The following is a 19,378-nucleotide window of genomic DNA, read 5'->3' on the forward strand; positions in this document are numbered from 1 at the left end:
CCCGTGGCAGCCAGATTTCTGGCCCCCGCCGGTCAGCATTAGCGCCGAAGCCCGGACTTGCTTCCCTTCCCCGGAAACAAGCAGCGGCTTCGGCGCTCTTTTTTGTTGCCCCAGCCTGAAAAGGGCACCATCTTTAGGTCATGCTGAGACAATATGAACTGGTGGAACGCGTAAGATCCTATGATCCCGATGCCGATGAGGATCTGATCAACCGCGCCTATGTTTTTTCCGTGCAACGCCATGGCAGCCAGAAACGCGCCAGCGGCGACCCCTATTTCAGTCACCCCATCGAAGTCGCCGGGTTGATGACCGACCTCAAGCTGGACCAGCAGACGATCGTGACCGCGCTGCTCCACGACACGGTCGAGGATACGCTCACCACGACCGAAGAAATCAGCAAATTATTCGGCGCCGAAATCGCCCGTCTGGTCGATGGCGTGACCAAGCTTTCCAAGATCGAAGCCCAGACCGATAACGAAAGGGCAGCTGAAAATCTCCGCAAATTCCTGCTCGCAACATCCGACGATATCCGCGTGCTGCTGGTCAAGCTGGCCGACCGGCTGCACAATATGCGGACCCTGCATTTCATCAAGAGCGAGGAAAAGCGCCTGCGGATCGCCCATGAAACGATGGATATCTATGCGCCGCTGGCGGAGCGGATCGGCATGTATGAATATATGCGCGAGATGCAGCTTCTGGCTTTCGAGCATATGGAGCCGGAAGCCTATGACACCATCACCAAAAGATTGCAGGCGATCAAGGAAGGCGACGACGGTCAGGTCGACAAGATCGCCCAGTCCATCCAGAAAGCCCTCGAAAGCGGCGGCCTGGCAGCGGAAGTCAATGGCCGGGAAAAACATCCCTATTCGATCTGGCGCAAGATGCAGGAGCGGCATGTCAGCTTCGAGCAACTGACCGATATCATGGCTTTCCGCGTGGTGACCGACAATAGCGCCGAATGCTATCGGGCACTGGGCATATTGCACGAAAAATGGAAAATGGTCCCCGGCCGGTTCAAGGACTATATCTCCACACCCAAGCGAAACGGCTACCGCTCGATCCACACAACCATCATGCATGGCAATAATATGCGGGTGGAGATCCAGATCCGCTCGCAGCGCATGCACGAGGATAACGAATTCGGACTGGCCGCCCACTGGGCCTATAAACAGGGCAACCGGCCCGATGGTCAGGCCGGCTGGATTCGCGATCTGATCGAGATCCTGGATCAGGCAGAAGATGCCGAGGAACTGCTCGAACATGCCAAGCTGGCAATGTACCAGGACCGGATTTTCGCCTTCACACCGAAAGGTACATTGCTGCAACTGCCCCGGGGCTCGACCACCGTCGACTTCGCCTATGCGGTGCACACAGATCTCGGCAACCAGGCGGTTGGCGCCAAGGTCAACGGGCGGCACGTGCCGCTCCGGACCCAGCTGCAAAACGGCGATGTGGTAGAAATTCTGAAGTCCAAGGGACAAGAGCCACAGCCAGGCTGGCTGTCCTTCGTCATCACCGGCAAGGCGCGCGCCGCCATCCGCCGCAATGTCCGGTTCAAGGAGCGCGACGAAATCATCGCCATGGGCACGGAATTATACGAGGAAATTATCGAGCGGCTGCCCGGCAAGATCGGCAAGCGCGCGATCAAGGCGGCGCTCAAGCGGCTGGACCTGAAGGAACCGGACGATCTGATGATTGCGATTGGTACCCGCCAGCTCAGCGATCGCGAAGTGATGGAAGCGATCATCCCCGGCAGCGTGCACGACAATGACGACGAGCGGCAATGGCCGGAACAGGATCGGGCGATTTCGATCAAGGGCCTGACACCCGGCGTGGCGTTCAATCTCGCCGAATGCTGTCACCCCGTGCCCGGAGACCGGATTGTCGGCTTGCGCCGCAGCGGCCAGAATGTCGAGGTTCATACAATCGACTGCCAGAGTCTTGCCGATGGCGTCGACGCCGACTGGGTCGATCTCAGCTGGGGCAATGAAAGTGACGGCGCAGCCGCGCGGCTATGCGTGGTCTTGCACAACAAGCCGGGCACGCTTTCCGAAATGGCCGGAATTTTCGGCTATCACAACGCCAATATCCTGAACCTGCGCCTGTCGCACAGAGACGGTCCGTTCCACACATTCGATGTCGATCTGGAGGTCCACAATGTCCACCATCTGATGCGGATATTGTCAGCCCTGCGAGCATCGGAAGCCGTCGCTCAGGCTGAACGCACCTGATCGTCCGGCTATTCCAGCTTTCGGCTATTTTCAGGGAGCGGGCGGTGGTCCGCCGGGCATGCCTTCTGCCTGCATCTGCTGACGCAATTCTTCCATCTGCGCCTGCGAGATGAAGTCGAGCAGCGTGACGTCGAAAATCAGCAGGCTGTTCGGCGGAATCTGTTCGCCGGGAGACGCTTCGCCATAGGCCAGATCGGAAGGAATCCAGATACGATATTCGCCGCCCTTCTGCATCAGCTGCAGCGCTTCGGAAAATCCGGGAACGACCGCGCCAACCGGCATCGGTGCCTGCTCATTGGCATCGAATATCGTGCCATCGCGCAACGTGCCCTCATATTTCACCAGAGCCGTGTCGGTGGCGACCGGCGAAGGCCCCTCGCCCGGCGTGATGACCTTATATTGTAGCCCGGAGTCGGTTGTTACAACGCCCTCTTCACCGGCGTTGGCCGCCAGAAATTGTTCGTTGGACGCACCGGTCACAACCGCATTCTGGGTCCCTGCATAAGCAAGGCCAAGCGCCGCGGCAGCAATCAGCAGCACACCGATCCAGATTTTGGTCAGTGAGCCCTTTTTGATGGGATGAATCGGAACCGTCGTAACAGACATGGGCGGGCTACCTTAATTCTTGTGGAGCCGAAGCGCTTAAATGAGGCCGTCGCGTTCCATACGCTTGCGGTCCATTTTGCGGGCGCGACGTACGGCAGCAGCCTTTTCGCGAGCACGCTTTTCAGACGGCTTTTCATAATGGCGGCGCAGTTTCATTTCGCGATAGACGCCTTCACGCTGCAATTTTTTCTTGAGCGCCCGAAGGGCCTGATCAACATTATTATCGCGAACCATGATTTGCATAAGACTGAGTAACTCCGTTCAGATTTCGTAGCGGTCCAGAAGCAATTTCTTCTGGCCTATATTAGTGAAAAAGCCATAAAAAAGGGTTTGCAGCAGAATCAATCTGCTTCAATCTCGCGCCGCCTATCAATTTCTTGGACCCGAGGCAAGCTTTTACGCGATTCAAGAGCGCGAACGACAGCATCTTGGCATTCGTCTTTTCGCGGCTTTGCTATAGAAGAACAGATAAGGATAATATCAGCCGATTCGAGGAGAGAGAGAAATGGCCACCGCGATCAACGTCCAGTCCAGTTGCAGCGAGGAAGAATGGAAGGCGCGCCAGAAGCTTGCCGCCTGCTACCGCATTTTCGCCTATCTCGGCTGGGACGAACTGATTTTCAATCATGTCACGCTCAAGGTGCCGGGCGAGGATGATGCCTTCCTGATCAATCCCTATGGCCTGCATTTCAGCGAGGTCACCGCATCCTCCCTGGTCAAGATCGATATCGACGGCAATACGCTGGACGGCTCGACCTACCCGGTGAACAAGGCCGGCTTTACCCAGCACAGCCTGTTCCACCGCGAACTGCCCGATGTCCATGCGATCATCCACACCCATACCACCGCGACCATGGCGGTTTCTTCGGTTGAAGGCGGCCTCCAGCCGATCAATTTCTATGCCGCCGCGATTGTCCCGCGGCTCGCCTATCACAAATTCGAGGGCATCACCGTGCACGAGGATGAAGGACCGCGCTTCCTCGCCAGCCTGGGCAAAAAACGCATGATGCTGCTGGAAAATCATGGGCCGGTCGTGATGGGCCGGACCCTGGAACAGGCATTTCTCAACCACTGGGTGCTGCAGCGCGCCTGCGAAATCCAGATGCAGACGCTATCCATGGGCAAACCGGTAATGATCGGCGAAGAGGTGATCCGAAAGCATCTCGAGAATCTGTCCCAGGCATCAATCGATCCGCTGCAACAGGGCGTGCCTGAATTCGAAGCCATGGTGCGGCTGGTCGATCGCGAAGACAAAAGCTGGCGGGAGTAAAAGCCGCTCTCTTCATGCTGAACTTGTTTCAGTACCTGTTATTGAATAGACCGGACGCAGGAGATCCTGGAACAATTTCGGGATGACGAGCACAGTCCAATGACCAAATTCACCGTCAACGACCGCCCGGTCCAGTACCGGATGGACCCCGACACCCCCCTGCTCTGGGCGCTGCGCGATGCGTCCAATCTGACCGGCACCAAGTATGGCTGCGGCACCGGCGATTGCGGCGCCTGCATGGTCGAGGTCGACGGCGAGGCGATCCGCTCCTGTCTGGTCACCATCGGCGAGATGGAAGGACGTTTCGTAACGACCATCGAGGCGCTGTCACGCGATCGCAGCCATCCGGTGCAACAGGCATGGGCTGCGGAAAATGTCCCGCAATGCGGCTTCTGCCAATCGGGTATGATCATGGCAGCGGCGGTTCTGCTGAAGAAAAACCCGAACCCGTCCAGAGCAGCGATTGACGAGGCGATCACCAATATCTGCCGGTGCGGCACCTATCCGCGCATTCGTGAAGCGATCCAGCGCGCCGGACGCGTTGCCCGCGGAGAGGCGGTTCTAAGCGCCGCGCCCCCGCCGGGGATCGATCCGGATGATGCCGCCAGGGCCGTTCCGGCGCTGACGCCTGAAAAATAATACAGCCACAGCGGTCGCGGGCGACCGCATCTGCGGGCTGACCGTTGCCACGGTTACCTGCACTGTACACGCGAAGCCCCGAGGCAGCTCGCGGCCTGCGCCGGCGACAGGCCTGTTAAAAGCCGAACTTCACCGTTAGTCGGGCGTTGAGCGGCTCTCCGGTCGTGATATTGTCATTATTATGCACGGACGGATAATAAGTCTCGTCGAACAGATTTTCGACATTGAGCTGAATCTGCATTTTCTCGCTCAGCTTGTAATAAAGAGCAGCGTCGAATCGGGTGAAGGCGGGTATGCGGACGCTATTGTCGTTGGTCGCGAACTGGCTTGATTGATGGGTGACCCCCAAGCCGGCCGCGAATTGCGTGGTAAAATCATATTTGGTCCACAGAGACACCATATGCTCCGGCACCTGAAACAGGCGCAGTTCCTGTCCGCCGACGGTAGTCGCATTGCGCTGCTGGCCATCAAGATAGCTATAACCCGCGTTTATCTGCAAACGCTCGGTCAGCTTGCCGACGAGCTGAAATTCCGCGCCTTCGGTTCTCGATCCTGACAGGGTCGTATTGCCCTGATTATCAAGCAGGATGGACTGGTCATCCCGATCGAGACGGAATAGCGCGGCAGTCAGACTAAGCTCCGATGTCAGGTCATATTTCACGCCGATTTCATAATTTTCAAACGTTTCCGGTGCCAGATTGGCATTGCTGGGAGTAAGCGTGAGAAACTGGTCGCCCGAACGCGGCAGGAAACTTTTCGCATAGCTCACATAAAGCGAGATATTTTCCTGCGGCTTGTAAATCGCTCCGAAGCGGGGGGAGAATTTTTCATCTGTCCGGCTCAGCAACAGACCATTTTGAATGTCGTTCACATCGAGATCAAAGCGGTCGAAACGCACCCCGCCGATAATGTCGAAATGGTCACCCAGGCTGATCTGATCCTGTACATAAAGCGACAGGAACTTCAGATCGGACATGGTGTTTCGGCTGAAGGCCGGGAAGGTAAAGGCCGGCACAGTGACCGGATCGGCCAGGGGAACGACAATTTGGTCGTCATTGCTGGCAGCAAACAGAACGTCCCGTCGCGCATTGGCTGATTTTTGCTGACCGAATTCGTAGCCGAGCAACAGGCTATGGCCCAGAACACCCGTTTCGCCAGTCCACAGCAGATTGCCCTGGCTGATGAAATTCTCGCGATCGGTGGTATCGACATAACCGTCGAGAGTGACCGAATCAGCCGCCGGCGTCAGCCGGATATCATCGCTGACGGAATCCACCGGATAGATGTTGCGATAGAGCTTGTCATAATCGCCATAATGGGTGGTCGAAGCAAAGGTCAGTTCGTCACTGAAATCATGTTCCACGCGAAGCTTGACGATATGGGCCTGCAAGGTCGTGCGATTCGTGCCGGGCTGGCCGAACAATGTATCGCGATATCCGGCAAGCGGGCCACAGGGGTCGGCGACCGAGCAGGCATCTCCAGCCGCCCGCAATTCCGCCGGGTTCCCGCGATCTACTGCGCGATTATCATCAACATATTCGTAAGACAGCAGAATCCGGCTCCGCTCGCCCAGCTCGGTGCCGAAGCTTGGGTTGATGGCGAAACGGCGGCCATCGTAAAAATCGCGATGATTATCGAATTCCTCATACAGGCCGTTGAGACGGAAGGCAGCGGAATCGCCGACCGGCAGATTGAGATCACCCGAGAGGTAAAAAGCGCCAAAGCTGTCGACACTTGCACTGGCTTCGCCGAACTGGCGATCGGCGACCGGTGATTTGGTCACCCGGTTGATAATCCCGCCGCCACCGCCGCGGCCAAAGATCATCGCATTGGGGCCTTTGTGGATTTCGACCCGCTCGATATTATAGAGCGGCCGGAAATATTGGACGTCGTCCCGAATGCCGTCGACGAAGAAATCGGCGGTAGTGTTCTGTCCCCTGATTGTAATCTGGTCGCGGTTTCCTTCACCTTGACCGATAGACGCACCAGGCGTGTAGCGCAGTATGTCGCCGATATCCTGAAGGGCCTGGTCATCTAGTTGCTCACGGGTCAGAACAGAAACCGTCTGGGGCGTATCAATGAGCGGTGTGTCGGTTTTCAAACCGGCGCTGCTGATCGCAACATAACCCTGTTTTTCACCCGTGACGATAATTTCCTGATCGTCTGAACCACCGCCTTCCCACAGCTCCTGCGCAGAGGCGTGCACCGGACTGGCCGCCAGAGCGACCAAACCGACAGAGGTAAAAAGACCCAACGAACGGCGGAGTTCAATATTCACAGGCATATCCCTTATATGAGAAACATTCTCAATTGACTTCCCGCTAATGATAATAGTTTGCATACGCAACGTGGAATCGGTGGAATTTCGACTTTTTCTTTGAAACATCTCGCGGAATTGTGCTTATGGACTGCCTTTGACCCTATGGGAGAGTGAGACATGAAAGCGACTATCTGGCACAATCCGAAATGCGGCACATCGCGCAAGACCTTGGCGATATTGGAAGAAACGCCCGGCGTGGACCTGACCGTGGTCGAATATCTGAAAAACCCGCCGAGCCGTGCCAAGCTGGAACAGCTGTATAGCGACGCTGGCATGACACCGCAGGAAGGTCTACGCGTCCGCGGTTCGCCCGCCGAAGAGCTCGGGCTGACGGAAGCCAGCGCTACAGCCGACCAGATTCTTGATGCGATGGCACGGGAGCCAATATTGATCAACCGGCCGCTGGTGGAGACCGAAAAAGGCGTCAGGCTGTGTCGCCCGCAGGAGATCGTGCAAGAGATACTCTGACAGGAGTGTCTTTCAGCGGGTGGGAAAACAAACCGGGAAAGACAATGTCGGTAATCGCAATATATAGTATGAAAGGCGGTGTCGGCAAAAGCTGCACGGCAGTGAATCTGGCATGGAACAGCGCCGTCGGCAGCGCCCGGCGCACCTTGCTCTGGGATCTCGATCCGCAAGGCGCGGCGTCGTTCATCCTGAAGGGTGACCAATCGAAAAAGGACCGCGCGCGGGCCATGGTCGCCGGCGATGTCAAACCGGAAAAGCTGATCAAGCATACGGACATAGAAAATCTCGATATCCTGGCCGCAGACATATCGTTGCGCGGTCTGGACCGGCTGTTTTTCCAGATCAGCAAGAAACGGCATCTCGGCAAGCTGCTGAAGGAAATCGGCAAGGATTACGACCGGATCATTCTCGATTGCCCGCCCGGCCTGACCGAGACCAGCGAACAGATATTGCGCAACGCCGATATCGTCATCGTGCCCACGATCCCGTCACCCTTGTCGGAAAGGGCGCTCACCGATGTCCAGATGTTTCTGGACAGCAACGGCAAGAAGCACGCCCCCTTGCTGCCGGTATATACGATGGTCGACAGGCGCCGTTCGATCCACAATGAGGGTCTCGAACGCAAACCGAAATGGCCGGTCATCCCGATGTCGAGTGCGGTTGAACATATGACCAAATTGCAGCAACCGGTCGGCAGCTTCGCGCCGCGCAGCCCGGCTGCACAGGCCTATGCCCGGATCTGGCGGGGCATCGAGAAAAAGCTGGCAAAAAAATAGACCGGCCAAACCGGATCAGGCCGTCTTCTGGCTATATTCCAGATGCTCGGATTCAAAAGGACGGAACAATTGCTTGGCATCGGTGGCGGTCATCGGTCGGCCGAAATAATAGCCCTGGATCTTGCGGCACCCCAGCCGCTTGATCATCTGCACTTCCTCTTCCGTCTCGGCCCCCTCGGCGGTCGTCGACATGCCCAGCGAATCCGCCATGGCAACGACGGCGCGGATGATGGCAAGGCTTTCCGGCGCATTTTTGGCAGCGCCCTGCACGAAGCTGCGGTCCACCTTGATCGTGGTGAAGCGGGTTTTGCGCAGATAGCCGAGCGAACTATAACCGGTACCGAAATCGTCGAGCGACAGGTTGATGCCCAGGGCAATAAGCTGATCGAGCACTTCTGCCGCGCCATTGCCCTCGTGCATGAAGATGCTCTCGGTAACCTCTATTTCCAGCCGGCTGGCCGGAAGACCGCTGTCTTCCAGCGCGGAGACAACCATCGGGAGGAAATTCACTTCGGTCAGCTGGTCCGCCGAAACATTGACCGCAAGTTTGACCGAGGTCGGCCATGAAAGGGCTTCCTTGCAGGCGGTGCGCAACACCCATTCGCCAATCGGAATGATCAGTCGCGCCTCTTCGGCCAGCGGCACGAACTTGGCCGGGGAAACAGCCCCGAATTCGGGGCTGTTCCAGCGCAACAACGCCTCGAAGCCCACGACACCGCCCGAATCCGCGCTGACCACAGGCTGGAAATTGAGCAACAGCTCGTCATTTTCCAGCGCCTTGCGCAGGGCGATCTCCATGACTCGCCGCTCTTCCGCCTGGACATGCAGCTTCGGCTCATAATGGGTATAGACTCCACCACCGCGTCCCTTGGAGCGGTAAAGCGCGAGATCGGCGCTGCGCATCAGCATTTCGACCGTGCGTCCATCGCGCGGACCGGTCGCCGTTCCGACGCTGGCCCCGATGTAAAGCGTATGCTGATCGACTTCATAAGGCCGCGACAGGGTATCGATGATTTTTTCGGCCAGCAGTTCCATATATTGCGTATCGCTGGCTTCCTTGACCACGATCGCAAATTCGTCGCCACCCAGACGGCCGCACAGCTCGTTATCGGTCATAATGGACCGCAGCCGGTCGGCGACGCGCGTCAGCAACCGGTCACCGACCGCATGGCCGAGCGTGTCGTTCACAGCCTTGAACCGGTCCAGGTCGATCATCATGAAGCCGCAGCGGCCGTTCCATTTTTCGGCGGTTTGCATCGCCTTGCCGGCCGCAGCGGTCAGCTGCAACCGGTTGGGCAGGCGCGTAAGCGTGTCGAACCGGGCAAGCTGCGAAATCTTGTCCGCTGACTGGCGCTGTTCGGTAATATCCGATCCGACGCCACGGAAACCATGGAACACGCCATTGTCGTCCAGCTTCGGCGAAGCGGACAGTTCCCACCAGCGGGTTTCACCATTGATCTGCACGGGCACCAGCATATTGCTGAAACTGTCGCGGCGTTTCAGCTTGTCTGCCAGCTCGTGCAGGGCAGTCGAAAATTGTCCGCTGTTCCACGCTTCGCCGGCAACCAGTTGCAGGAAGGGCTTGCCTTCAATCTCTTCGGTCGGTCGTCCTATCGCGTGGGCAAACCGCGGCGAGACATGTGTAATGCGGCGCGAAGTATCGGTCTGCCAAAGCCAGTCGGCGCCCGTATCCTCGAATTCCTTGAGCAACAGGCTGACCACTTCGCTTTTCTCGTTGAGACTGGCTTCCGCGACCCGTCGGTCAAGGAAAGACCGGCCCGACATCAGGCATCCGGCAATCAGCAGGACCGCGATGGCCAGAGAGGCCATGGCCAGATGCGTACTGCCGGCGTATAGCCAGCCGGCAATCATGGCGATGCTGGAGGAAGATATGAACATGATGCTGCTGAGCGGCATGTTCGACAAGAGCATCGCGGAGCCCACCATCAGACAGATGATGGTCGCCCATACCGGTATCATGGTCATCAGGTCCGCGCTGAAAGCAAACAGCAGGAACCCGGCGCCCCAGAGCGTACCGCCGACAAGGGAAACAAGATAGAAAATTGTCAGGTCGGAACGATTGACCGATTTCCGCTGCCACGCCGAATGCTTGCGATAAAGAAGATGCGCGTAGACATAGACCGCGCACAAACCGGCAAGCCAGGCACCGAGGAGCAGGATATTGACCTGCCCGACCCCCAGTTGCACGGTCAGCAGCCCGCACACGACCGCAGCCACAATCTTCAGCAGACCGTGCTGGTTGTTGCCATTGAATTGCAACGCACGAATTCGGCCCCATTCGTCCCCCTCGGGATCGGACAGGCCAAGCAGCACGCTGACCGGGATCACCCGAGGCAAGCCGTTCTGAGCGAATGTTTTTAACACCGCTCGTCCTTACAACCAAATTCTTAGCGAAAAGTAAGGATTGGCCTGATTTTCTTCACCCTTTCCGGGAAATCGGTCCGGGACCGGTTCAGGCCGCTACCGCATAGGGCTGGATATCGCCGGAAAGATAGAGGTTCCGGGCCTTGGCACGGCTCAATTTTCCGGAACTGGTACGCGGCAATGTGCGGGGGGGCACCAGTTCGATCACGCAATTCATGCCAGTGATCGCCCTCACCTTGTCGCGGATCTCGTTCCACAGTCGGAGCCGCTCGATCTCGTCGGAGGTCCGGCACTGGACCAGCACGGCGGGGGTCTCTTCACCGCCCGGCGTCGTGATCGCAAAGGCCGCGATGTCGCCTGCCTTGAAGCCGGGCAATTGTTCCACGGCCCATTCGATATCCTGTGGCCAGTGGTTCTTGCCGTTGATGATGATCATGTCCTTGGCCCGGCCGACGATGTAGAGATAGCCGTTCGAGAGATAGCCCATGTCGCCGGTGTCGAGCCAGCCATCGACCAGACAGGCGTCGGTCGCTTCCTGGTCGCGATAATAGCATTCCATAACCGCCGGGCTCTTCATCCAGACCTTGCCGACAGATTTTTCGGCCAGCACCGTGCCATTTTCCTCACGGATTTCGAGCTGGGTATCGCGGACCGGTTTGCCGCAATTGACAATGGCGCGATAGCGTTTCGGACGACTGCCGTCGCTCTTCTTCTCGCCGGACAGCTCGGTTTCTTCCACCAGTTCCACTTCCATGCCTTCGCCCGAGGGCATCAGGGTCACAGCCAGCGTGGCTTCGGCCAGACCATAGCTGGGCAGGAAGGCCTTGGCATCAAATCCTGCCGGCGCGAAGGCATCGGTAAAGCGCTGCATCACGTCGGGCCGGATCATGTCGGCGCCATTGCCCGCCAGCCGCCAGCGAGACAGATCGAACCGTTCCTTCACATTGGACTGGCTGCCGATGCGGCGCGCGCAGATTTCATAGCCGAAGGTCGGCGAAAAGCTGCAGGATGTACCCGGATTGCGGGTAATCAGGTCGAGCCACGACAGCGGCCGTCGCGCGAAATCGGCGGTCTTGAGATAGTCGGTAGACACCTGGTTGGCGACCATCGACAGGAAGCAGCCCACCAGCCCCATGTCATGATAGAAAGGCAACCAGGAAATGCAGCGATCGGTGTCGTTGATCAGCATGCCATGCGCATGCGAACCGAGATTGTGCAGCAACGCCTTGTGAGTCACGGCAACGCCATGCGGAAAGCGGGTCGAGCCGCTGGAATATTGCAGATAGGCGATATCGCTGCTGCTGGCCGCAGGCAATTCGACGTCGGGAGCGTCCTGCTGCGCGAAAGCGTCCCAGCCGAAGACCGGAATGGACCGGGACTGGCCGGCCGGGCCTGCCAGTTCCGCGATTTCGTCCGGGAACAGCAACAGGGCGGGATCACAACTGTCCAGCTGCACACCAATCTGGTCTATATAGCTGTCCTTGCCGCCGAAGGATGTTGGCAGTGGCAAGGGCACCGGCAGCGCACCGGCATAGACAGCGCCAAAGAACAGCGCACAGAATTGCGGTTCGGTATCGGCGATCAGCGCCACCCGGTCACCCGGTTTGATCCCGGCAGCGATCAGACGCCTTGCTGACGCCAAGGCGTCTTCGCGCAACTCGCTGAACGGATAAACCCGCACCAGCGAGGCCCGGGCGTCGTGGAAGTTGAACCCCTTTTCTCCTCTGGCCGCATAGTCCAGGGCATCGCCCAGCGTATCAAAATCCGAGAAGCGGCGCGGAAGTTCATCCAAAGTCGGGGTGGGTGTCAATTCGGTCATCCAATATCCATTTCCGGGAGGTCCAGCCTTCCCAAAATCAATCTCTTCGGCATAAGGGGAATGGTCGTCATTGGTTTCCCCGGTCAGCTGCATCTACCAGTGTCATTGGGTACCTCTGGCGTTTAAATTTCGGCCCGACTGTGGCACAAAAAGGGCAAAGGTCATAGCTGAAGGTCAAGCCGTTGAAAAACAGCGTTAAAACGTTAGATCAGGAGAGCTTGTATCGGCTGGCTATACGCTATGTCGAGCGATATGCAACGAGCCGCAAAAAACTGGCCGATTATCTGCACCGGAAAATTCGCGAAAGAGAGTGGCAAGATGACGCCCCTCCGGCGATCGAACAGCTGATCGAGCGTTTCGTCGATCTGGGCTATATTGATGATGCCCTATACGCCCAGAGCAAGGCTGCCTCGCTGACCCGCCGCGGTTATGGTGCCCGCCGCGTTTCGCAGGCGCTGTACCAGGCCGGTATCAATGAAGAGGACGGACGCGAAGCCTTTCAGATCAGCGAAACAAACAAATGGGCCGCAGCCGACAAATTTGCTCGCAAGCGTCGGATCGGCTGCTATGCCGAAAGCGAGCAGGATGCGGATACATGTCGCAAGCAATTGCAGGCTTTCCTGCGGGCAGGCCATGATTTCGACCTGGCGTCGCGGTTTGTCTTTGCGCGGCCCGGCGAGGAAATAACAGCAGAAGACTAACTAACATCAGTGCAAGTAGATTGGGTCCGATAATTAGTGCAGGACTCCCTGGTGTCAAGAATCGCCAGTTTAATAATATTGTGATATATAGTGCCGACCGAGTCGGAATGTGATAGATTTCTGGTTTGGTTTAGTTTTGTTCGGAGATGCATAGTGGCAAGCTTGTTTGCGGAACCTGACCCTGCGGGTGATCGCGCGCCCGGTGAAAACGAGCACGATCACGCATCAACCGGCAGCGAATTGTTGCGCGCCACCGGCCGTGTAAAATGGTTCGACAGCCATCGCGGCTTTGGCTTCATCGTCCCGGATAATGTCGATTCCGACGATAGCGGTGCCGGTCCGCAATCGGATATATTGGTTCACTGGAGCCTGCTGGAATCGCTTGGCACACGGGAATTGCCGGAAATGGCCATTGTCACCTGCGAATATGCCGTTGCGCCCAAGGGACTGCAGGCGACCAGAATTCTCGATATTGACCTTTCCGAGTGCGGCCCCAAAAATGATGCGCCGGCGACGACTGGCGCTCGTCAGGCGATGCATATCGTCGATGAGAACTCCGCATTCGTCAATGCCGAGGTAAAATGGTTCAATCGTGCCAAGGGCTATGGTTTTCTGGTGAGCGATGATTTCGACGGCGATATCTTTCTGCACATGGAGACCTTGCGCGACGCGGGCATTGCGGAAATCGCTCCGGGCCAGTTGTTGCTGACCCGCATCAGGGACGGGAATCGCGGCCATATGGCCGTGCAAGTCTGCCTGCCTCCGTCGGACTGAAAAGAGACTCACCCGCATGATCAAGACTGCCAAAGCGATTGCGCTTTCCCTGACGCTGCTTGGCATGACCAGCCTGTCCGGCTGCTACGCCCGCACCGGAGACAGCACCGCGGCCGGCCCGCAGACCGAATTGCCCGTCTCCGAGGCAGGGCTCAGACAGGTGCCGCTCCGCGTCCAGACATCGGATGCGGTGCATGATTTCACCGTGGAAGTGGCAGAAACCGGCGCCGAACAGGCGCAGGGCCTGATGTTCAGGACCCGGCTGGCTCCCGACAAGGGGATGATCTTCCCGTTTCCCCGGGATCGCATCGCAAGCTTCTGGATGAAAAACACCGTGATTCCACTCGATATCATCTTTGTCCGCAGGGACGGGACGATCGAATCGATCGCCGCCAACACCACGCCCTATTCGCTGGAATCGGTCCGCTCGAACGAGCCCGTGGCCGCGGTGTTTGAAATTGCTGCAGGGCGCGCGGCAGAGCTGGGTATCAAGCCCGGTGACATCATCACCTGGCAGTGACGATAGCGACAACCGCCACCATCCGTCCGGTTTGACATTTTTTCATTGCGAAGCGCATGGCTGCGGGGCTAAGCGCACAGCATGAACATATTGGCGAAAATATTCACTTGGTGGAACGGCGCGACAATCGGCACCGCCCTGTTCAGCGCCCGCAAAGGCAAGCGCGTCGGCGAAGATGTGTTTGGCAATATCTACTATCAGACGAAAAATGGCGGCAGCGGCTATCCGGCCGAAAAGCGCTGGGTCATTTACAATGGCTCGAATGATGCCAGCCGGGTGCCACCGGAATGGCACGGCTGGCTGCATCACAGCTATGACGAAATTCCCGAAAGCCATTTGCCGCAACCGCGGATCTGGGAAAAAGAACCGAGCGTAAACCTGACCGGCACCGCGCATGCCTATCGTCCGGCAGGAGCTCTGGAACAAGGCGGTCACCGGGCCGCAGCAACCGGCGACTATGAATCTTGGAACCCCGCCGAAGCGGAATGACAGGCATGGCACGCCACTCCGTTTCATTCCCGATGCTGGCGGCCATGCTGTTGCTGACGGGTTGTGGCTTGTTCAGTGACGACAATGTCGAGGAAAATGCAACCGGCCAGGCGGCTGAAAAAGGAGAGGTTGCGGCAACCGACGGCGATCTCGTCGCACCGGTTACCGAGCAGATCGGAACGCCAATGGCGGAACGCGTCGCCACGCTCGGCTTTCTCAACAAGCGCAACGGACTGACACGGGACCTCGAGCTGCGACCGGGCCAGTCGATCCGCATCGGTCGCGCGATCGTCCGCTTGCGGGCATGCGAGCGGACGGCACCCTGGGAACTGACACCCGAACAGGGCGCCTTCGTCCAGCTGCTGGTCAACGACCGGCCCTCCAATCGGTCCGGCGAAGATCAGTGGAAACGGGTTTTCTCCGGCTGGCTGTTTCGCGAATCACCCTCGCTGAACGTTGTCGAGCACCCGATTTATGATGTCTGGGTCAAGAGCTGCGCAATGAGCTTCCCCGGCGAGGAAGATCCTCCGGAGGATTCAGCCAATCCGACAGCGCCACGGACATCGTCGTCCAATCTGGCCAACAATATATCAAGCGCGCCGAATGAAACCGAGCCGGAAAGCCCGGCACCTGCGGCTGCCGCGCCCCGGCCGGCGCCTGCTCCGGCACCGGCCGCCAGACCCGCACCACCGGTCGGCAACCCGCCGGAGGATCTGATCGGCGACCTGATCGCCGAATCCGAAGACGGCGCATAATTCCGCACCTTTCCGAGCAGTTCCAGATAGTCTGTCTGGCTGATTTCCACCGCCCCCAATGACGCCAGATGATCGGTCATGAACTGGCAGTCGAGCAGCGGAAATCCACCGACCTTCAACCGCGCCACCAGCCAGGCCAGCGCCACTTTTGACGCATCGCTGGCGCGCGAGAACATGCTTTCCCCGCAAAAGGCACCGCCGATGGCCAGACCATAGAGACCGCCAACCAGATCTTCCCGACCGGTTTCGGCGTTCCGCAGCCAGCATTCGACGCTATGCGCGTGGCCCATGGCGTGCAGCTGGTTGAACGCCTCCTCGATTTCGGCATTGATCCAGGTCTCCTTGCGGTCGGCGGCCTCGCTCGCGCATATCCGGATCACATCGGCGAAGGCTTGGTCGGTCGACACCCGGAACTTGTCCGACCTGATGGTTTTGCGCAGCGAGCGCGACATCCGGAAATTGTCGAGCGGGATGATGGCCCGCGCTTTTGGTTCCACCCAGAAGGTTTCCGGATCATCCCGGGCGTCCGCCATCGGAAATATGCCCGAAGCATAGGCTTTCATAAGAAGATCAAGATCAATGCTCATGCGCCGGGAATAACGTGACCAGCCTCATTCGCCCAGACGGAAAGCGAGAAAAATGGCGGCTTTTCAATCGGCCATCAGGATCCGGGCTTCCTCGGCAATTTTTTCCGCAATTGCTGCATATTCGCCGGCAAAACCGGCATTGGTGCGCCAGGCGGCACCAATGCTGCGGGATACCGACCAGCCGTCGACGTCGAGCAGCGCGACATCGCCACCGCGCGCCAGTTCGGAACGCACATAGAGTTCCGGCAGAATCGCCAGCCCCAGCCCCGAAGCCACCATCTGTCGAACGCTGTCCAGGCTGGTGCCTTCATAGTCGCGCAGCAAATTCATGTCATGCTGCTGACACTGGCGCGCCACGTCCCGGTGCAGATGATGCCGGCGATCGAGGCTCAACACCGGCAGTCCGGCCAGATCGGCAACTGTCAGATTGTCGCGCGATGCCAGGACATGGTCGGGAGAGGCAACCAGCATCAGCGGCTCGCGGAACAGCGGCTCGATATGCAGATTTTCGCCTTCGATCGGCAACGGCCCGAGCAGCATGTCGATCGATCCCTTGGTCAGTTCCATAGCCTGCAGGTCGGGGATTCCCTCACGCATGTAGAAGCGCAGGTCCGGCCGGGTGCGGTGCAGCGCGGCAATCACCGGCGGCATCAGATAGGGCCCCAATGTTGGCGACACGCCAAAGCGCAATATGCCCGCAAGGCTGTCGCTGGCCCGCTCGGCGAGATCGCGAATATCCTTGACCTCGACCAGAACCTGACGCGCGCGGGCAGCGATCTCGCGGCCGACCGGCGTCAGTTCGGCACCGTGGGTCCGCCGTTCGACCAGGGTGACCCCCAGGCGCTGCTCCAGTGTCCGCAGTTGATGACTCAGGGTTGGCTGCGAAGCGCCCGCGGCCTGCGCCGCCTTGCCGAAATGCCCCTGATCGGCAACCGCAACAAGATATTCAAACTGGCGTAACGTCGGCATGGCTGGACCCTATCTTATAGAAATAGTCTATTGATCATCTCCATTTCATTCGATTGGATTTATCACGTCCATCCCGTCATATCAACCGCATCGATGCTCAGCCACGGTAGAAAGAGGTTATCTCGTGAATGACATGAAAGACACGGGAGAAAAGTCCGGCAGCCAGCGCGACCATGATGAACAGGCCTATGAGCTGAAAAAACTGCAGCGCAGCCTCGCCGAACGCATCCGCGAAACCGAGCGGCGCGCCCGATTGCACCAGGAAGGTGAAACCGTCTAACCGGCTTTCCCTTCCCCCACGACTGGGGCGGCAGCTTTCCCTCATCGGCTGGCCGCCCCGATTTTTACAGGCACGAGTGAAACGAGAATGGTCCCCTGATGGTAAAGAAAATAAGTGCCGCATTGCAGGAATTTATCGCGCAGGAAACCAGCGCCGGCATCGTCCTGTTCTGCGCCGCGGTGGCGGCGATGGTCGCGATCAACAGCGCGCTCAATCCCTATTATCTCGCTTTTCTCGACATTCCTGTCGCGATGCAGTTCGGCGCGCTGGAAATCGCCAAGCCGCTGTCGCTGTGGATCAACGACGGGCTGATGGCGATCTTCTTCTTTCTGGTTGGACTGGAAGTGAAGCGCGAACTGATCGAGGGACAGCTTTCCAGCGTTGAACAAGCCGCGCTCCCGGCTGTGGCAGCGATTGGCGGCATGGCGCTGCCGGCACTGGTGTTTCTCTATTTCAACTGGACGGTGCCACAGAATATCAACGGCTGGGCGATTCCGGCGGCGACCGATATCGCCTTTGCTCTCGGCGTGCTCGCCCTGCTCGGCAAACATGCACCGCTCTCGCTGAAGGTGCTGCTGCTTGCGATCGCAATTATCGATGATATCGGCGCAATCATCATCATCGCCTTATTCTACACTGCCGAGGTTTCCAGCTTCTCGCTGTTGCTCGCCGGCGGCGGAACCATCGTGCTGTTCGCGATGAACCGGCTGGGTGTGATCCGGACGGCGCCCTATATATTGGTAGGGATATTTCTCTGGATCTGCGTCCTGAAGTCCGGCGTCCATGCCACGCTCGCCGGGGTCATCGCGGCGCTGGCGATCCCGCTGAACGCCAAAGACGGCAGTTCTCCGCTCAAGCATCTCGAACATTTTCTGCATCCGTGGACCGCTTTTCTGGTGCTGCCGATCTTCGCCTTCGCCAATGCCGGCGTGTCCCTCGCCGGGCTGCAGATCGCCGATCTGATGGCGCCGCTGGCGCTGGGCATCGCCGCCGGCCTGGTGGTCGGCAAGCAGGTCGGCGTGTTCGGCTTCATATTTCTCGCGACGAAGGTCGGGCTGGTGAAGCGACCGGCGGGGGTCAGTTGGTTGCAGCTATACGGGCTCGCCTGTCTGACCGGTATCGGCTTCACGATGAGCCTGTTCATCGGCAACCTCGCCTTCGTCGACCCGGAGCAGATCGAAACCGTAAAACTGGGCGTGATCAGCGGTTCGGTGATTTCGGGCCTGCTCGGCTACAGCCTGCTGCGCTTCGCCTCGGCACCCGGCGCCGCCGCTCTGGCAAAGCCGGCCTGATCGCCTCTCGCCCCTGTCAAAACAGCTCTGTCGAATCGGTCGGCAATCGCCGCAAAGCGTGATAGAGCGCAGTCATGAAGCGACAATTCTATCTGGTGGCCGGACTGGCTTCGCTTGGGCTGGGCGGCATTGGCGTGCTCCTGCCGCTGCTCCCGACCGTGCCGTTCATGATTCTCGCCGCCTTCTGCTTTGCCAACAGCTCGCCGCGGCTAGAAGCCTGGCTGGTCGACCATCATGTTTTTGGCCATCATATCAGGAACTGGCGCGAACGGCGCGCGATCACCCGGCGCGGCAAATGGGCGGCAACGATCGCATTCGCTGCGAGTTGCCTACTCGCCCTGCTGTTCGTCAAGCTGCCGTGGAATCTCATACCGATCGCGGCCGCGCTGATCAGTGGCAGCTGGATCTGGACTCGCAACGAACCCGATCCGGCGAATTTGCCGGTTTACCCCCCTTCGCATAAAGAATAGTTTCCGCAGTCCGCAAATATGATAATC

19 protein-coding genes and 1 pseudogene are annotated in these 19,378 nt (G+C 58.5%); 13 read left to right on the top strand and 7 right to left on the bottom strand.

The window, feature by feature from the left end:
• Nucleotides 1-140 precede the first annotated feature (140 nt).
• A complete protein-coding gene (locus tag SPHFLASMR4Y_RS09650) occupies nucleotides 141-2,231 on the top strand; it encodes a RelA/SpoT family protein (protein ID WP_089133353.1) in 2,091 nt (696 codons plus the stop codon).
• 30 nt (nucleotides 2,232-2,261) lie between these two features.
• Here the strand turns inward: SPHFLASMR4Y_RS09650 and SPHFLASMR4Y_RS09655 are convergent, their stop codons facing one another.
• A complete protein-coding gene (locus tag SPHFLASMR4Y_RS09655) occupies nucleotides 2,262-2,837 on the bottom strand; it encodes an FKBP-type peptidyl-prolyl cis-trans isomerase (RefSeq protein ID WP_089133354.1) in 576 nt (191 codons plus the stop codon).
• A gap of 36 nt (nucleotides 2,838-2,873) precedes the next feature.
• Complete coding sequence (gene rpsU / locus SPHFLASMR4Y_RS09660; RefSeq protein ID WP_067197663.1) at nucleotides 2,874-3,080, bottom strand: 30S ribosomal protein S21; 207 nt, start codon at nucleotides 3,078-3,080, stop codon at nucleotides 2,874-2,876.
• Nucleotides 3,081-3,342: 262 nt separating this feature from the next.
• On the opposite strand from rpsU, the gene SPHFLASMR4Y_RS09665 reads away from it, so the two are divergent.
• Nucleotides 3,343-4,107 (top strand): class II aldolase/adducin family protein, encoded by a 765-nt coding sequence (locus tag SPHFLASMR4Y_RS09665; RefSeq protein WP_089133355.1) that lies wholly within the window; start codon nucleotides 3,343-3,345, stop codon nucleotides 4,105-4,107.
• Between the two features lie 99 nt (nucleotides 4,108-4,206).
• Nucleotides 4,207-4,746 (top strand): (2Fe-2S)-binding protein, encoded by a 540-nt coding sequence (locus tag SPHFLASMR4Y_RS09670; protein ID WP_089133356.1) that lies wholly within the window; start codon nucleotides 4,207-4,209, stop codon nucleotides 4,744-4,746.
• A 115-nt stretch (nucleotides 4,747-4,861) separates the two neighbouring features.
• Here the strand turns inward: SPHFLASMR4Y_RS09670 and SPHFLASMR4Y_RS09675 are convergent, their stop codons facing one another.
• Nucleotides 4,862-7,024 (bottom strand): TonB-dependent receptor, encoded by a 2,163-nt coding sequence (locus SPHFLASMR4Y_RS09675; protein ID WP_222102921.1) that lies wholly within the window; start codon nucleotides 7,022-7,024, stop codon nucleotides 4,862-4,864.
• Nucleotides 7,025-7,183: 159 nt separating this feature from the next.
• Here SPHFLASMR4Y_RS09675 and arsC point away from each other — a divergent pair, with 159 nt between their 5' ends.
• Together arsC and SPHFLASMR4Y_RS09685 are read left to right on the top strand one after the other, a co-directional pair.
• Nucleotides 7,184-7,534: an arsenate reductase (glutaredoxin) gene (gene arsC / locus SPHFLASMR4Y_RS09680; protein ID WP_089133358.1), complete on the top strand. Its 351-nt coding sequence runs from the start codon at nucleotides 7,184-7,186 to the stop codon at nucleotides 7,532-7,534.
• 44 nt (nucleotides 7,535-7,578) lie between these two features.
• Nucleotides 7,579-8,310 carry a ParA family protein gene (locus SPHFLASMR4Y_RS09685; RefSeq protein WP_089133359.1) on the top strand — a complete coding sequence of 244 codons (732 nt, stop codon included), beginning with the start codon at nucleotides 7,579-7,581 and terminating at the stop codon, nucleotides 8,308-8,310.
• Nucleotides 8,311-8,325: 15 nt separating this feature from the next.
• Here SPHFLASMR4Y_RS09685 and SPHFLASMR4Y_RS09690 read toward each other — a convergent pair whose 3' ends face one another.
• Together SPHFLASMR4Y_RS09690 and SPHFLASMR4Y_RS09695 are read right to left on the bottom strand one after the other, a co-directional pair.
• A complete protein-coding gene (locus SPHFLASMR4Y_RS09690; RefSeq protein ID WP_089133360.1) occupies nucleotides 8,326-10,695 on the bottom strand; it encodes a putative bifunctional diguanylate cyclase/phosphodiesterase in 2,370 nt (789 codons plus the stop codon).
• Between the two features lie 88 nt (nucleotides 10,696-10,783).
• A complete protein-coding gene (locus SPHFLASMR4Y_RS09695; RefSeq protein WP_089134807.1) occupies nucleotides 10,784-12,514 on the bottom strand; it encodes a fatty acyl-AMP ligase in 1,731 nt (576 codons plus the stop codon).
• 218 nt (nucleotides 12,515-12,732) lie between these two features.
• Between SPHFLASMR4Y_RS09695 and SPHFLASMR4Y_RS09700 the strand changes: the two genes are divergently transcribed.
• From SPHFLASMR4Y_RS09700 to SPHFLASMR4Y_RS17415, 5 genes and pseudogenes are all read left to right on the top strand, one after another.
• On the top strand, nucleotides 12,733-13,215 hold the full coding sequence (locus SPHFLASMR4Y_RS09700) for a regulatory protein RecX (protein WP_260806930.1): 483 nt from the start codon (nucleotides 12,733-12,735) through the stop codon (nucleotides 13,213-13,215).
• A 153-nt stretch (nucleotides 13,216-13,368) separates the two neighbouring features.
• Nucleotides 13,369-13,989 carry a cold-shock protein gene (locus SPHFLASMR4Y_RS09705; RefSeq protein WP_260806931.1) on the top strand — a complete coding sequence of 207 codons (621 nt, stop codon included), beginning with the start codon at nucleotides 13,369-13,371 and terminating at the stop codon, nucleotides 13,987-13,989.
• Between the two features lie 16 nt (nucleotides 13,990-14,005).
• Nucleotides 14,006-14,509, top strand: a complete 504-nt coding sequence (locus tag SPHFLASMR4Y_RS09710) for a DUF192 domain-containing protein (RefSeq protein ID WP_089133362.1) — start codon at nucleotides 14,006-14,008, stop codon at nucleotides 14,507-14,509.
• Nucleotides 14,510-14,590: 81 nt separating this feature from the next.
• Nucleotides 14,591-14,998 carry an NADH:ubiquinone oxidoreductase subunit NDUFA12 gene (locus SPHFLASMR4Y_RS09715; RefSeq protein WP_089133363.1) on the top strand — a complete coding sequence of 136 codons (408 nt, stop codon included), beginning with the start codon at nucleotides 14,591-14,593 and terminating at the stop codon, nucleotides 14,996-14,998.
• A 185-nt stretch (nucleotides 14,999-15,183) separates the two neighbouring features.
• Nucleotides 15,184-15,435 (top strand): annotated as a pseudogene (locus SPHFLASMR4Y_RS17415) (DUF2155 domain-containing protein); the annotation flags it as partial.
• Nucleotides 15,436-15,470: 35 nt separating this feature from the next.
• On the opposite strand, the gene aat reads toward SPHFLASMR4Y_RS17415, so the two are convergent.
• Nucleotides 15,471-16,340: a leucyl/phenylalanyl-tRNA--protein transferase gene (gene aat / locus SPHFLASMR4Y_RS09725; RefSeq protein ID WP_089133364.1), complete on the bottom strand. Its 870-nt coding sequence runs from the start codon at nucleotides 16,338-16,340 to the stop codon at nucleotides 15,471-15,473.
• A gap of 63 nt (nucleotides 16,341-16,403) precedes the next feature.
• Entirely contained in the window at nucleotides 16,404-17,309 is a 906-nt protein-coding gene (locus SPHFLASMR4Y_RS09730; protein ID WP_089133365.1) for a hydrogen peroxide-inducible genes activator, read from the bottom strand.
• 124 nt (nucleotides 17,310-17,433) lie between these two features.
• Between SPHFLASMR4Y_RS09730 and SPHFLASMR4Y_RS17150 the strand changes: the two genes are divergently transcribed.
• The 3 genes from SPHFLASMR4Y_RS17150 (at nucleotide 17,434) to SPHFLASMR4Y_RS09740 (ending at nucleotide 19,351) form a co-directional block, all read left to right on the top strand.
• On the top strand, nucleotides 17,434-17,589 hold the full coding sequence (locus tag SPHFLASMR4Y_RS17150) for a hypothetical protein (RefSeq protein WP_186265912.1): 156 nt from the start codon (nucleotides 17,434-17,436) through the stop codon (nucleotides 17,587-17,589).
• A 98-nt stretch (nucleotides 17,590-17,687) separates the two neighbouring features.
• Complete coding sequence (gene nhaA / locus SPHFLASMR4Y_RS09735; RefSeq protein WP_089133366.1) at nucleotides 17,688-18,881, top strand: Na+/H+ antiporter NhaA; 1,194 nt, start codon at nucleotides 17,688-17,690, stop codon at nucleotides 18,879-18,881.
• 74 nt (nucleotides 18,882-18,955) lie between these two features.
• Nucleotides 18,956-19,351: a YbaN family protein gene (locus SPHFLASMR4Y_RS09740; protein WP_089133367.1), complete on the top strand. Its 396-nt coding sequence runs from the start codon at nucleotides 18,956-18,958 to the stop codon at nucleotides 19,349-19,351.
• Nucleotides 19,352-19,378: the final 27 nt, after the last annotated feature.

This window comes from Sphingorhabdus sp. SMR4y, from assembly GCF_002218195.1.
Classification (GTDB): domain Bacteria; phylum Pseudomonadota; class Alphaproteobacteria; order Sphingomonadales; family Sphingomonadaceae; genus Parasphingorhabdus.

Coding starts and splice junctions, on each gene's coding strand:
- rpsU (WP_067197663.1), bottom strand. CDS start 3,080: ATGCAAATCATGGTTCGCGATAATAATGTTGATCAGGCCCTTCGGGCG.
- SPHFLASMR4Y_RS09665 (WP_089133355.1), top strand. CDS start 3,343: ATGGCCACCGCGATCAACGTCCAGTCCAGTTGCAGCGAGGAAGAATGG.
- SPHFLASMR4Y_RS09740 (WP_089133367.1), top strand. CDS start 18,956: ATGAAGCGACAATTCTATCTGGTGGCCGGACTGGCTTCGCTTGGGCTG.
- SPHFLASMR4Y_RS09695 (WP_089134807.1), bottom strand. CDS start 12,514: ATGACCGAATTGACACCCACCCCGACTTTGGATGAACTTCCGCGCCGC.
- SPHFLASMR4Y_RS09650 (WP_089133353.1), top strand. CDS start 141: ATGCTGAGACAATATGAACTGGTGGAACGCGTAAGATCCTATGATCCC.
- nhaA (WP_089133366.1), top strand. CDS start 17,688: ATGGTAAAGAAAATAAGTGCCGCATTGCAGGAATTTATCGCGCAGGAA.
- SPHFLASMR4Y_RS09685 (WP_089133359.1), top strand. CDS start 7,579: ATGTCGGTAATCGCAATATATAGTATGAAAGGCGGTGTCGGCAAAAGC.
- SPHFLASMR4Y_RS09715 (WP_089133363.1), top strand. CDS start 14,591: ATGAACATATTGGCGAAAATATTCACTTGGTGGAACGGCGCGACAATC.
- SPHFLASMR4Y_RS09670 (WP_089133356.1), top strand. CDS start 4,207: ATGACCAAATTCACCGTCAACGACCGCCCGGTCCAGTACCGGATGGAC.
- SPHFLASMR4Y_RS09730 (WP_089133365.1), bottom strand. CDS start 17,309: ATGCCGACGTTACGCCAGTTTGAATATCTTGTTGCGGTTGCCGATCAG.
- aat (WP_089133364.1), bottom strand. CDS start 16,340: ATGAGCATTGATCTTGATCTTCTTATGAAAGCCTATGCTTCGGGCATA.
- SPHFLASMR4Y_RS09710 (WP_089133362.1), top strand. CDS start 14,006: ATGATCAAGACTGCCAAAGCGATTGCGCTTTCCCTGACGCTGCTTGGC.
- SPHFLASMR4Y_RS09655 (WP_089133354.1), bottom strand. CDS start 2,837: ATGTCTGTTACGACGGTTCCGATTCATCCCATCAAAAAGGGCTCACTG.
- arsC (WP_089133358.1), top strand. CDS start 7,184: ATGAAAGCGACTATCTGGCACAATCCGAAATGCGGCACATCGCGCAAG.